At 66.7% G+C, this 12,544-nt stretch carries 12 protein-coding genes; 2 read left to right on the top strand and 10 right to left on the bottom strand.

Annotation, left to right across the window (positions count from 1 at the left end; translation table 11 throughout):
- Positions 1-11 precede the first annotated feature (11 nt).
- On the bottom strand, positions 12-1,040 hold the full coding sequence (gene glpX, locus BST17_RS17125; protein ID WP_036461797.1) for a class II fructose-bisphosphatase: 1,029 nt from the start codon (positions 1,038-1,040) through the stop codon (positions 12-14).
- A gap of 56 nt (positions 1,041-1,096) precedes the next feature.
- Here glpX and BST17_RS17120 point away from each other — a divergent pair, with 56 nt between their 5' ends.
- Positions 1,097-1,744 (top strand): DUF4245 domain-containing protein, encoded by a 648-nt coding sequence (locus BST17_RS17120; protein WP_083060059.1) that lies wholly within the window; start codon positions 1,097-1,099, stop codon positions 1,742-1,744.
- Positions 1,745-1,765: 21 nt separating this feature from the next.
- Here the strand turns inward: BST17_RS17120 and BST17_RS17115 are convergent, their stop codons facing one another.
- From BST17_RS17115 to BST17_RS17085, 7 genes are all read right to left on the bottom strand, one after another.
- A complete protein-coding gene (locus tag BST17_RS17115) occupies positions 1,766-2,989 on the bottom strand; it encodes an AI-2E family transporter (RefSeq protein WP_083060057.1) in 1,224 nt (407 codons plus the stop codon).
- Between the two features lie 21 nt (positions 2,990-3,010).
- A complete protein-coding gene (locus BST17_RS17110) occupies positions 3,011-3,802 on the bottom strand; it encodes an SDR family NAD(P)-dependent oxidoreductase (RefSeq protein ID WP_083060056.1) in 792 nt (263 codons plus the stop codon).
- Positions 3,799-4,869 carry an NAD-dependent epimerase/dehydratase family protein gene (locus BST17_RS17105; RefSeq protein ID WP_083060055.1) on the bottom strand — a complete coding sequence of 357 codons (1,071 nt, stop codon included), beginning with the start codon at positions 4,867-4,869 and terminating at the stop codon, positions 3,799-3,801. Before BST17_RS17105 ends, BST17_RS17110 begins: the two co-directional genes overlap by 4 nt.
- A gap of 98 nt (positions 4,870-4,967) precedes the next feature.
- Positions 4,968-5,861: a formylglycine-generating enzyme family protein gene (locus BST17_RS17100; RefSeq protein ID WP_083060053.1), complete on the bottom strand. Its 894-nt coding sequence runs from the start codon at positions 5,859-5,861 to the stop codon at positions 4,968-4,970.
- Positions 5,862-5,864: 3 nt separating this feature from the next.
- A complete protein-coding gene (locus tag BST17_RS17095) occupies positions 5,865-6,779 on the bottom strand; it encodes an HAD family hydrolase (protein WP_083060052.1) in 915 nt (304 codons plus the stop codon).
- Positions 6,780-8,324 (bottom strand): arylsulfatase, encoded by a 1,545-nt coding sequence (locus BST17_RS17090; RefSeq protein WP_083060051.1) that lies wholly within the window; start codon positions 8,322-8,324, stop codon positions 6,780-6,782. It lies immediately after the preceding gene.
- 71 nt (positions 8,325-8,395) lie between these two features.
- Positions 8,396-9,937, bottom strand: a complete 1,542-nt coding sequence (locus BST17_RS17085) for an arylsulfatase (protein WP_083060049.1) — start codon at positions 9,935-9,937, stop codon at positions 8,396-8,398.
- A gap of 211 nt (positions 9,938-10,148) precedes the next feature.
- Between BST17_RS17085 and BST17_RS17080 the strand changes: the two genes are divergently transcribed.
- The gene (locus tag BST17_RS17080) at positions 10,149-10,595 is read left to right on the top strand and encodes a DUF5994 family protein (RefSeq protein WP_083060048.1); all 447 of its coding nucleotides are present in this window, start codon (positions 10,149-10,151) and stop codon (positions 10,593-10,595) included.
- A gap of 116 nt (positions 10,596-10,711) precedes the next feature.
- On the opposite strand, the gene BST17_RS17075 is transcribed toward BST17_RS17080, so the two are convergent.
- Both BST17_RS17075 and BST17_RS17070 read right to left on the bottom strand, forming a co-directional pair.
- A complete protein-coding gene (locus BST17_RS17075; RefSeq protein ID WP_083060118.1) occupies positions 10,712-11,431 on the bottom strand; it encodes an alpha/beta fold hydrolase in 720 nt (239 codons plus the stop codon).
- Positions 11,431-12,543, bottom strand: a complete 1,113-nt coding sequence (locus BST17_RS17070) for a 3-beta-hydroxysteroid dehydrogenase (RefSeq protein WP_083060046.1) — start codon at positions 12,541-12,543, stop codon at positions 11,431-11,433. Before BST17_RS17070 ends, BST17_RS17075 begins: the two co-directional genes overlap by 1 nt.
- Position 12,544: the final 1 nt, after the last annotated feature.

The raw sequence follows: 12,544 nt of genomic DNA, 5'->3' as shown, positions 1-12,544 counted from the left end.
TGCGGGGGTGATTACGGCAGTGGGTACGCGGCCGAGCTGTCGCCGGTGAAGTTGACCGCGGAGTACTCGTTGAGCTTCGAGAGCCGGTGGTAGGCGTCGATCATCCGGACGGTGCCGGACTTGGACCGCATCACGATGGACTGGGTGGTGCAGCCGCCGCCGAAGTAGCGCACACCCTTGAGCAGGTCGCCGTCGGTGACGCCGGTGGCGCAGAAGAAGACGTTCTCGCCGGCCACCAGATCCTTGGTGGTCAGCACGCGGTCCAGGTCGTGGCCGCGGTCCAGCGCCCGCTGGCGCTCCTCGTCGTCGGTGGGGGCCAGGGTGGCCTGGATCTCACCGCCCATACAGCGGATGGCGGCCGCGGCGATGATGCCCTCCGGGGTGCCGCCGATGCCGACGAGCAGGTCGGTGCCCGAGTCAGGACGGCAGGCCGCGATGGCACCGGCGACGTCACCATCGGAGATCAACCGGATACGCGCGCCGGCCGAGCGGACCTCCTCGATCAGCTTGGCGTGCCGCGGGCGATCCAGGATGCAGACCGCGACATCGGAGACCGACGCCTTGCGGACCTTGGCGATGCGCTGGATGTTCGCCGCGATGGGGGAGGTGATGTCGATGAAGTCCGCGACATCGGGCCCGCCGGCGATCTTGTTCATGTAGAACACGGCCGACGGGTCGAACATGGCGCCCCGCTCGGCCACCGCGAGCACGGAGATGGCGTTGGGCATGCCCTTGCTCATCAGGGTGGTGCCGTCGACCGGGTCGACGGCGAAATCGCAGTCCGGTCCGTCGCCGTTGCCGACCTCTTCGCCGTTGTAGAGCATCGGGGCGTTGTCCTTCTCGCCCTCACCGATGACGACGACGCCCTTCATCGACACCGAGTTCACCAGCTCGCGCATGGCGTCGACGGCCGCTCCGTCGCCGCCCTCCTTGTCGCCGCGGCCGACCCACCGGCCGGCTGCCATGGCACCGGCCTCGGTGACACGGACGAGTTCGAGGGCAAGGTTGCGGTCCGGTGCTTCCCGGCGCGTAGGCGTCATGGCTGCAGATTGTCCCATTAGCGGGCTCGACTTCGGGAACTGGGATACTGGCTGTCATGAGCACCCCGGAACCGGACCCCGACAAGCCGGTTGTCGTGCCGGTGGCGCGTCCCGCCAAGGATCGGCTGCTACACGACGGCCGCGACATGTTCTGGTCGATGGCGCCGCTGGTGGTGGCCTGCGTGGTGCTGGCCGGTCTGCTCGGGATGTGCTCGTTCCAGCCCAGCGGCCCAGGTCAGGGTGAGGTGCCGAGCTTCGACGTGCCGGCCGCGCTGAGCTCCGATGCCCAGACGCTGAAATTGGCGGTCCGGCTGCCCGAACTGCCGGAGGGTTGGCAGGCCAACTCCGGCGGCCGCGGCGGTATCGACGGCGGGCGCACCGATCCGGCGACCGGGCAGGCGGTCCGGGCGGTGACTTCGCGGGTCGGTTATCTGGCCCCCGACGGTATGTACGTCAGCCTGACGCAGAGCAACGCCGACGAGGCCCGGCTGGTCGGGTCGATCAACGTCGAGGCGGTGCCCACCGGCGCTCAGGACGTCGACGGGGTCACCTGGGTGGTCTACGAACCCGGCGAGGGCGAGCCGATCTGGACGACGCGGTTGTCCGGGCCGGCGCAGGTCGCCATCACCGGCGCGGGCACGCCTGCGGACTTCCGCACCCTGGCCAAGGCGGTGCAGACCCAGCAGCCGCTGCCGACGAGCTGACGGTGCGCACAGATCGCGTTCTCAGCCGTTGTCGCGATCTGGTTGCACCGTCGCATCGTCGTCGGCGGCTGTCGCGGGGGCCTTGGCCGGCGGTTCGTGCCGGGCGGCGCGGGCCCGCGCGATCAGGCGTTTGAGCCGGCTGGGCCGGTCGGGTTCGTCTTCGGCCTCGGTGCCCATATCCATCGGCACGCCCTGGTAGACCCATAGGTACACGCTGATGGTCGTGACGATCACGATCATCACCACCGGGCCGATCACGATGCCGAGGAAGCCGAACATCGTGATGCCGGCGAACACGGAGAGCAGCATCAGCGCCGAGTCGAGCTTGGCCTCCTTGGGCACCAGGATCGGGCGCAGCACATTGTCGATGTTGGTCACCACGATGACGTGGAAGACGATCACGAAGATGCCGCCGACCACGTTGCCGAACAACGCCAGCCCGATCCCGAACGGGATGGTCACGATGCCGCCACCCAGTGGGATCACCGACAGTGCCGACAACAGGATCGCGAAGATGAAGAACCCGTCGTGGAAGCCGGCGATGTAGATCGAGATGGCGCCGGCCACGCCCTGGGCCAGTGCGATGACGAACTGGCCGCGCACGGTGCCGCGCACCATCGCGGCCATCTTGGCCAGGTAGAGGTCGGTGGCCTCTTCGCCGAGCGGGTTGAGGCGACGGATGAGCAGCCGCACCTGATCGCCGTTGACCAGTAGCGAGATGAAGACGTAGAGAAAGATGATGGCCGCCGTCAGCCCGCCGAACAGCCCCCCGGCGGCGCCCTGCAGGAATTCCAGGCCCCATTCCCCGGCGCGCTGGGCGAACGTCACCACCCAGTGCTGCAGTTGTTCGGTGGTGATGTCGGTGCTGGACAGGAACGGCACCCGGTCGAGCAGCTCGTTGACCACCTTCAGGGACCGCTCACCCAGGGCACTGAGATCGGTGCGGCCCACCCAGTCCGCGACACTGCGCACCATGTTGCTGATCTGCACCACGCCGATGGCCACCGCGCCGCTGATCGGGATGATGACGATGGCCAGGGCGGCCAGCAGCGTCAGCGTCGCGGACAGGCCCGAACTGAACCGCTTGTTGAGCCGGTCGTAGAGCGGGTCGAACAGGTAGGCCACCACCGCGGCCACGACGATCAGGATGAAGAAGCCGCGCAGGAAGTAGGCGCCGAAGGCCAGGGCGATCACGGTCGCGATGGCCAGGGCCCGCTTCTGGCTGAGGGTGAACTCAGTTTTCACGGGTCTATTGGACAGGTTCTGTCACTGCTGCGCGAGCTTCATGATGTGCCCGAGCAGATCGGGGTACCGCTTCATGTGCGATCCGCCGTTGAGGTCGAGCACCTCGCCGGTCAGCCACGAGGATTTGGTGAGGAAGACGACGGCCTCGGCGATGTCCTCCGGGGTGCCGGCCCGCCCCAGCGGGGTGTTCTCGACGTACTCCTCGACCACGCCCGGGACCAGCGCCGCACCCTCGGTCAGCGGGGTGTGCACGAACCCGGGTGCAACGGCGTTCACCCGGATGCCGCGCGGCGCGAACTCCAGCGCGGCGACCTGGGTCAGCATCGACAGTCCGGCCTTGGCCGAGCAGTAGGCGCTCATCCCGGCGGCGGGCTGGCGGCCGTTGAGCGAAGAGATCGAGATCAACGAACCGCCCTCGGTGAGATGCTTGCCCGCGTACTTCGCGACGATGAACGCTCCGGTGAGGCAGACGTCGATGACATCGCGGAAGTCCTGCACCGCCAGGTCGACGATGAGCCCGATATTGGAGAAGCCGGCGCAGCTGACGACGGCCTGCACCGGTCCGGTCTGCTCGAAAAGCGTTGCCACCGACACTTCGTCGACGACGTCGACCTCTGCGCCGGTGTGCGGGTCGCCGAGTTCGGCGGCGCGGGCCGCGGCGCCCTCGCCGTTGCGGTCGGCGACGACGACGCGGTAACCCTCGGCGGCCAGGGCCTGCGCCGAGGCCCAGCCGATACCGGAGGCGCCGCCGACGACCAGAGCTGTTCTCCCCGTCGTCTCGCTCGCCTCGGAAGCTGTTGTCTCGGGGTTCATACCTGCGCTCCGTCCGGTCGCGGGTCGCCCCACTTCTCGGTGATCGCCGCCCACGGGTCGGCATAGCGCCGGCCGGTGCCGTGATAGGGGCTCTGCCGCTTGAGAATCGGCTTGGCCAGCGGTGCGACCAGTCGCAGCAGCGGGCGCTTCCACCCGGCGTGCTCGGCGGTCTCGATCAGCATGTCCGGCCAGGAATGGTGTTGGAAGGCGAGTACCTGCTGGGCGCGGGTGGTGTCCATCCAGTCCGTGTTGAACCAGCTGGTATCGCTGGCCGGGTCGCCCTTCAGACCGGCGGGCAGTCCGCCGACCAGGCCGAGGGCGGCCGCCATGGCCGGCGCGACATCACCCTGCACCAGACGGTGCGTGGCGTCGTCACCACCGATCAGCAGCGTTTCGCCCAGCGCATCGGCGGTGGTGGCGGCGGCGAACGCATGCGCGACGTCACGCACGTCGACGGTCTGCAGCCGGCCGTCGGTGGGCAGCATCCCCTCGAAGAAGAAGTTGTCGATCTTCATGTAGGAGCCCGGCGTGGCGGTCAGCACGCCACCCAGCCGCAAAATCACCCAGTCCAGGTTCGAGGTGCGCACGATCTTCTCGGCCCTGACCTTGTGGTCGCCGTAGATGTCGGCCGGGTTGACCGGGGTGTCCGCGGTCAGCACGCCCTTGACCGTGTGCGGGTTACGCGAGCCGTACACCGCAATACTGGATGCCAGCACGAAACGTGGTGGCTCGGAGAGTTTCTCGGCCGCCCGAACCAGGCCGGCGGTGGCCTCGACGTTGACCTTCTCGGCCAGCCCACGGCGCTGGTAGATGAACGGCGGGATGACCGCGGCCAGGTGGGTGATCGCCGAGGGCACGGCTTCGGAGACCAGCGTCTCGACGGCGACCGGGTCGGTCAGGTCGGCCCAGCGCACCGTCACGCCGTCCGGCAGTGCCTGGGCGGCGGTGCGGTTGGCCGGGATGTCGAGATCGGTCGCGACGACCCGGCGACCCTCGGCGGCGAGTCGCTCGACAGTTGCCGAGCCGACCAGTCCGAAGGCGCCGGTCACCAGCACGGTGTCGGTCATGAACCCTCCATCGGGGTGAGTAGAACGTGTTCTAGACCCTAGCGAACGGATGCCCTATCGCTCGGTGCATCGGCATATCGCGTGCGGGTGAGTCGAGGTCAGATCGCATTGTCGACGCAGCGGAAGCCGATGTGGCTCATGCCCGTGTCGACCTGTTGTGGTCGTCGGGCGGCCGGCCGGTACCGGCGGCAATAACTGTCCGCGCACAGGAAGGAGCCGCCCTTGATGACCTTGCGCGGGATGCCGAACTGTTCGTCGCGGCTGTCGGCGGCGCAGCACGGTGCGTCGGTGCGGTCCGCACCGTACCAGTCGGTGGTCCACTCCCAGACGTTGCCGGCCATGTCGAACAACCCGTAGCCGTTGGCGGGAAAGCTACCGACCGGAGTCGTTGTGCCGTAGCCGGTCTCAGGTAGATAGGGGAACTCACCGTGCCAGTAGTTGGCCAGCCTCCGGCCGGTGGACTCGGGTTCGTCGCCCCAGGTGAAGGTGGCGTGCGGTAGCCCCGCACGGGCGGCCACCTCCCATTGCGCCTCGGTCGGCAGTGCCAGACCCACCCAGTCGGCATAGGCCTGGGCATCCTCGAAGGCGATGTGCACGACGGGGTGGTTCTCCCGGTTGCGCAGCGATGATTTCGGGCCGCGGGGATGATTCCAGCACGCGCCCGGTGTCCAGGTCCACCACTGGCTCAGGTGCCGTAGGTCGACCGGGCCGGCGGTGCGGGTGAACACCATCGATCCGGGGACCAGGTTCTCCGGTGGTGCGCCGGGATACTGTGCGGGGTCCAGCGGTCGTTCGGCGACGGTCCGATAGCCCGTCGCGTCGACGAACTCCGCATACTGGGCATTGGTGACCTGATGTCGCTGTATCGAGAAGCCGTCCACGTCGACGTCGTGAACGGGTGCCTCCTCGGGGTAGTGGTCGTCGGAACCCACGGTGGCGGTCTGGGCGGGGATCCAGGCCAGATCCGCGCGAAGGTTGTGCGTTGAGGACACCGGCTACTCGCTGCGCTCTGCCGGCGGGGCGAAGACGGTGCGCCAGTCGTCCCTGATGCTGGCGACGGTCCACCCGCTGGTCTGCGCCAGCTCCAGCGATTTCTCGGCTCCGGCCACGTAGTCGAATTCCCGCTCCGCGTCATCGTGCAGTACCAGCAGTTGCAGCGACGGATGGTTCCCGGCCTGGCTGAACTGCAGCATCTCGATGTCTCCGTTGGAATTACCCGCGGCGAAGATCGGCCGCCGCCCGGTGCGGCCCCAGATGCGGACCGGCTTCACCGGGCCGTCGTCGAGGAACTCGGGCCGGTTCGTGGTGCGCAGGTGGCCGTCAACGAAATCGAGGCCGACCGAGCTGCCGATCACCCGCTCCGGCGGGATGCCGTACATCTGGGTGGTGACCGGTCGCATGAAGTCCCGGCCGCCGCCGGAGGCGATGTAGTTGGTGAAGCCATTGGCCTCCAGGTTACGCAGCAATTCGACCATGGGTGCGTATCCGCAATGGGTGTATGGAGCGCCGAGCGTGGGGTGTCGGCCTTCTTCGAAGAACGAGCGGACCCGTGCGGAGTGATCCTCGACCGTCAGACCGGAGTAGGCCGAGAATATGGCGCCGGCAAGGAGTTTGAACGCGGAGTCGTCGCCCTCGTAATGCTTGGTGACGGCGTCGCCGAACCAGGCCAGATCACCGGATGCCGCCGCCCGGTAGGGCGGGTTGTCGTGCAGTGCCGGGTCGGCGGCGGCCTGCTCGGCCAGCCGCCGCACCAGGAAGTCCAGTTGGATGTAGGCCGGTTTCTCCACCCACAGCGTGCCGTCGTTGTCGAAGACGGCCACCCGCTCCTCGGGCGGCACCTGCGCGGCGGCCCGGTCCACGAAGTTGAGGATCGCCGACTTGGTGGGGCCGTCGTGCCAGTGGTCGAGCATCTAACCGCCCCGGTTGGCGAGGAACTTCTCCAGTTCCTCCACCGCGTTGGCGATCGTGAAGGAGGCGGGCTCCTGTCGGGGCGGGAACTCCTTGAAGGTCTCCAGGAACCGGGTGACCAGCGCGGTGCCGTAGAACATCAGGTACAGCCGGTCGATCACCCAGTCCCAGTACGTGTTCGAGGTGACGTCGGCGTGTTCGAACGGGTCGGTGCGCAGGTTGAACAGCTTGGGCGCGCGCAGCTTGGTGAACGGCTCGAACCACACCTCCAGGGTGCCCTGGCGGCGTTGCTCCATGAACACGATCTTCCAGTTGTCGAACCGGATGCCGAGCACATCACCGTCGTCGGAGAAGTAGATGAGTCCGCGGCGCGGGCTTTCGTCGACCTCGCCGGTCAGATACGGCAGCAGGTTGTACCCGTCGATGTGCACGTGAAAGTTCTTGTCGCCGACCTGATGCCCAGCCTTGAGCTTGTCGACGATATCCGGATCGCCCGCGGCGGCAAGGAATGTCGGCAGCCAGTCGTGGTGCTGGACGATTTCGTTGGAGACGCTGCCCGCCGTGATCTTTCCGGGCCAGCGGATGAGCTCCGGGATGCGGAAGGCGCCCTCCCAGTTGGTGTTCTTCTCGCTGCGGAACGGCGTGGTGGCGCCGTCCGGCCAGCTGTTGGCATGCGGGCCGTTGTCGGTGGAGTAGATGACGATGGTGTCCTCGGCGATGCCGAGCTCGTCGATGAGGTCGAGCAGCGTGCCGACGTGGCCGTCGTGATCGATCATGGTGTCGTGGTAGGGCGACTGCCAGCGGCCGGCCTGTCCGCGGCTCTCCGGCTTGGTGTGGGTCCTGAAGTGCATGTGCGTGGTGTTCATCCACACGAAGAACGGTGTCTGCGCGTCATGCTGGCGGCGGATGAAATCGGCTGCGGCCGATGTGGTCTCGTCGTCGATGGTCTCCATGCGCAGTTTTGTCAGCGGGCCGGTGTCCTCGATGCGCTGCTTGCCGACCGGACCGTAGCGGGGATCGACCTCCCCGGAATCCTCCTCGGTGGCCCAGGAGTGGATGACCCCGCGTGGCAGCAGCGCCTTGCGCAGCAGCGGGGCCTCTTCCTCGGTGGGGTAGTCCTCGTGCTCGGGTTCTTCCTCGGCGTTGAGGTGGTACAGGTTGCCGTAGAACTCGTCGAACCCGTGTGCGGTCGGTAGGTACTTGTTCAGATCGCCGAGATGGTTCTTGCCGAACTGGCCGGTCGCATAGCCCAAGGGTTTCAGCAATTCGGCGATCGTGGGATCCTCGGCCTGCAGGCCGACATCGACGCCGGGCATCCCCACCTTGCTCATCCCGGTGCGGTACACGCTCTGCCCGGTGATGAACGACGCGCGGCCGGCCGTGCAACTCTGCTCGCCGTAGGAATCGGTGAACAGCATGCCCTCGCGGGCGATCCGGTCGATGTTCGGCGTCCGATACCCCATCATGCCCTGGCTGTAGCAGCTCAGGTTCCAGATGCCGATGTCGTCACCCCAGATGACCAGAATGTTGGGTTTACCGTCAGGCATGTTGTCTCAGCCCTTTCAGTTCGCGTGACGTTTCGTGCGACAGGCTATGCGCTGCAGCCGAACTTTGTGTGTCAGTCCTTGGCGAGGAACTCGTGCAGCTTCTCCACCACCTGATCGACACTGAAACTGGCCGGTGGATGCCGCGGCGGAAACTCCTTGAACGTCTCCAGGAATTTCGTGGCCATCGCGGTGGCGTAGAACACGAAGAAGTCGTGTCGTAACAGCCACTCGTAGTAGGTGTTCGAGGTGATGTCGGCGAATTCGTACGGGTCGGTGCGCAGGTTGTAGAGCTTCGGTACGCGTAACGGGGTGAACGGTTCGGCCCACACCCGCAAGGTGCCCTGCGCGCGCTGCTCGGCGAACACGATCTTCCAGTTCTCGAACCGCAATGCGACCAGATCGCCGTCGTCGGAGAAGTAGAAGAAGCCTCGCCGCGGGCTGTCCTCGACCTCACCGGTCAGGTAGGGGAGAAGGTTGTAACCGTCGATGTGCACTTTGTATTCGGTGTCACCGATCCGGTGTCCGGCCCTGAGCTTGTCGGTGATCTCGGGATCGCCGGCCGCAGCCAGCAAGGTGGGCAGCCAGTCGTGGTGCTGGATGATCTCGTTGGAAACGCTGCCCGCCTTGATCTTTCCCGGCCAACGGATCAGCTCGGGAACGCGGAACGCACCCTCCCAGTTGGTGTTCTTTTCGCTGCGGAACGGGGTGGTGCCGCCGTCGGGCCAGGTGTTGCGGTGCGGACCGTTGTCGGTGGAGTAGATGACGATGGTGTCCTCGGCGATGCCGAGCGCGTCCAGCGCGTTCAGCACGGTCCCGACGTTACGGTCATGGTCGATCATGGTGTCGTGGTACGGCGACTGCCACAGCCCGGCCTGACCACGACTTTCCGGTTTGGTGTGCGTGTACAGGTGCATGTGGGTGAAGTTGCACCAGACGAAGAACGGGTTACCCGCCTGATGTTGGCGCGTGATGTAGTCGACGGTGGCATCGGCGATGTCCTCGTCGATGGTCTCCATTCGTTTGGTGTTCAGCGGGCCGGTGTCCTCGATGGTCTGCTTGCCGACCGGTCCGAACTTCGGGTCGTCGGGTTCGGTCGACACCTCGTCGGTGGCGAAGCACTTGAGCACCCCGCGCGGCTTGGCCAGGTTGTACAGCCGTGGGTATCGGTCCTCGTGCGGGTAATCGAAGTTCTCCGGTTCCTCCTCGGCGTTGAGGTGGTACAGGTTGCCGTAGAACTCGTCGAAACCGTGCACCGTCGGCAGGTACTTGTTCAGATCGCCGAAGTGGTTCTTACCGAACTGGCCGGTGGCATAGCCCAACGGTTTGAGCAGTTCGGCGATGGTGGGATCCTCGGCGGCCCAACCGATGTCGGCGCCGGGCACGCCGACTTTGCTCATCCCGGTCCGGTAGACGCTTTGACCGCTGATGAACGCGGCGCGTCCCGCCGTGCAGCTTTGCTCGCCGTAGGAATCGGTGAAGCGCATGCCCTCGGCGGCGATCCGGTCGATGTTGGGAGTGCGGTAACCCATCAGTCCGTCGCTGTAGCAACTCAAGTTGCTGATGCCGATGTCGTCGCCCCAGATGACGAGAATGTTGGGTTTTCCGTCGGGCATGACTGCTCCTCTGGTCGGTGTACCACCCTCCCGCATCCTAGGAGCCAGGCGACCCGGATGAGATGGTTCTGGCGCGTTTGTAGGAGCGCCATCGGTGCGGGCGGCCTGCCCGACGCTGTCGACGGGCTAGGCTGAGGCTGTCGTGGGTTCCTCGCGTGTCCGATTCATCGGTAGCCGTCTGCGATCGCTCTGATACCGACGGGAGCATCGCGTGGTCGATGCCGAATGTTTGCCCGCTGCCCGACTCGCGATCTGCGGGCGCACCGATGAGCACGGCTCGGTCGACGGCGCGTGGTGGCCGCCGGATTACGAGCTGCGCACCGCGTTACCGGACCTGGTATCGGTGATGGGTCGTTGGCTGGGGCCGGTGTGCCGCGTGCTGTACGACGGCAGCGTCTTCCCGGCAGCGCCGGCGCGCATCATCCGCGGAAACTCGGCCATCGCGGTTGATCGCTACGCACTAGTGGCCCGCGACACGATCTATCTGGTCGGTACGCATTCGCGCACCGCCCTGCTGTGGGTGATGCCGCCGGAAACGCCGACCGATGATGCGCGGCGGCTGCTGGCGGCGGTGTCGGACGCCGCGCAGTCGATGACAGTGCGACGGCTGCGGGCGATCGTCGGCGGGGACCCGTTGACCCGCAGCGCGATGGGGTGAGTTTGGTTTCCGGCTGATCGGTGCCGTAATCTGGGCAGCACGCTTCCCCGGCACTGTAGACGCCGCGCGGGAAGCCAGAGGCCGGGGCGCTACAGCGCCACCGGCCTTGTCCAGTTCTAGGCCCCGTCCACCGCGTCGATCAGTTGCCGCACCAGCCCGGGGAAGCGCCCGCGGTCGGGCCGGAAGATGTCGTGCGGAGAGTCGGCGAACTCGTGCAGCCGGGCGTCGGGGAAGACCGCGCGGTAGCGCGCCCAGGTGGCATCGTCGACGATCGGGCCGGTGGGGCTGCGGACCGCCAACAGCGGCGGATTCCAGTGTGCCAACGGCTCCCACAGCGATCGTGCGACAGCCGCGTCCAGGGTCGCGAGGGCGGCGGTGCGGTCCAGGCGCTCGTGCACCGGGGTCCCGCGCCAGCGCCCGTCGAGCACGGCGGTGGTGTGCTCGGCGGGCAGCACGATCTCCTCGGGCAGATAGTCGCCGATCGATACCGAACGGACCCGGCCGGTGTCGGCCAGCGCCCACAGCAATGCGTAGGTGGTGCCGCGGGAGAAGGTCACCAGATGGATCGGGCCGTCGGTGACGGCGTCGACCACCGCGCCGACATCGCCGGCGACGGTCTGCGCGTCGTACGGGCCGTGCGGGGCGACGCTGTGGCCGTGCCCGCGCAGTTCGACGACCACCGTCCGCCGTCCGAACGACGGCAGCGCGTCGACGTAATCGTCTGCCACACAGGTGAAACCGGGCACGAACACCACCGGTGGAACTGCGTCGTCGCCTCCGGAGTCGAGATAGCGGATGCGTGCGTCGCCGTTGGCGACGAACCGGAAGTCGATGATCAGCCCCTGGGTGGCACCGGGGCCGCCGCGGCGGCGGCCGGGTCGGCGGCCTGGCTCTCCATCTTGTGGAACAGCTCGGTGTAGTAGGGCAGGCATTCGGCCATCGCCTGCTCGGTGGTGAACAACGGTTCGTAGCCCAGGTCGCGCCGCGCCTTGGCCACCGAGAAGTAGTTGTTCAGGTAGAGCCGTTCCACGGCGAGGGGTTCCACCAGTGGCTCCCGGATGCCGTATTTGAAGTGCAGCCACTGCCAGCCCATCATCGCCTTGTGCACCAACCGGCCGGACACCCGGAAATTCGGTAGCTTGCGTCCGCATGCGGCGACCACCGGGCGGGCGAACTCGAACATGTTCAGTGGTTCGGCATCGTTGATGAAGTAGGCCTGTCCGGGCGCGGTGCCGCCGGGAACGAGGTGTTCGGCGGCCAGGATGAAACCGTGGATCAGGTTGTGCACGTAGGAGTTGTCCAGCTTGATGTTCTTGCTGCCCACCAGCACCTTGACGTGGCCGGCCAGCACGTTCTCGAAGACCTTGCGGAACATGGTCTGGTCGCCGCGGCCCCAGATACCGCTGGGGCGAATCGAACAGGTCAGCATGCCGTGCTCACCGTTCTGGCCGAGCACGTACTGCTCGGCGACCACCTTGGTCTCGGTGTAGAGATCGTTGAACCGCGTTGTGTACGGCATGGTTTCGTCACCGTTGACGATGTCCTGTCCGCCCATCACCACACTGTTGGACGCGGTGTAGACAAAGCGCTGCACACCCGCCTGCTGGCCGGCGTGCACCAGGTTCTTGGTGCCTTCGACATTGACCGAGAAGCTGCGCCGGCGGTATTCCTCGGTGACGGTGGCGCCGCCCATCAGGTCGATGATGGCCGCGGTGTGGATGATCGTGTCGATGTCCGCGACGGCGGTGGTGACGTCCTCGGCACTGGTGATGTCGCCGACGACGGTCGACAGCTTGGGATGCGCGGGTAGCGGCGAGGGCACCCGGTCGAAGGAGCGGACCTGGTGGCCGCGCTCCAGCAGTGTGGTCACCAGGTTGGCGCCGACGAAGCCGGAGCCCCCGGTCACCAGGACTCGGCCCAGGTCGGTACGCAAAGTTGGGTCACCCATG

The organism is Mycolicibacterium bacteremicum, assembly GCF_002086115.1.
In the GTDB taxonomy this organism is placed as follows: Bacteria; Actinomycetota; Actinomycetes; order Mycobacteriales; family Mycobacteriaceae; genus Mycobacterium; species Mycobacterium bacteremicum.
This window is presented reverse-complemented; position numbering and strand designations above follow the sequence as displayed.

Excerpts from the sequence above, each read along its gene's own strand:
- glpX (WP_036461797.1), bottom strand. The coding sequence starts at position 1,040 with ATGACGCCTACGCGCCGGGAAGCACCGGACCGCAACCTTGCCCTCGAA.
- BST17_RS17120 (WP_083060059.1), top strand. The coding sequence starts at position 1,097 with ATGAGCACCCCGGAACCGGACCCCGACAAGCCGGTTGTCGTGCCGGTG.
- BST17_RS17110 (WP_083060056.1), bottom strand. The coding sequence starts at position 3,802 with ATGAACCCCGAGACAACAGCTTCCGAGGCGAGCGAGACGACGGGGAGA.
- BST17_RS17105 (WP_083060055.1), bottom strand. The coding sequence starts at position 4,869 with ATGACCGACACCGTGCTGGTGACCGGCGCCTTCGGACTGGTCGGCTCG.
- BST17_RS17095 (WP_083060052.1), bottom strand. The coding sequence starts at position 6,779 with ATGCTCGACCACTGGCACGACGGCCCCACCAAGTCGGCGATCCTCAAC.
- BST17_RS17090 (WP_083060051.1), bottom strand. The coding sequence starts at position 8,324 with ATGCCTGACGGTAAACCCAACATTCTGGTCATCTGGGGTGACGACATC.
- BST17_RS17085 (WP_083060049.1), bottom strand. The coding sequence starts at position 9,937 with ATGCCCGACGGAAAACCCAACATTCTCGTCATCTGGGGCGACGACATC.
- BST17_RS17070 (WP_083060046.1), bottom strand. The coding sequence starts at position 12,543 with ATGGGTGACCCAACTTTGCGTACCGACCTGGGCCGAGTCCTGGTGACC.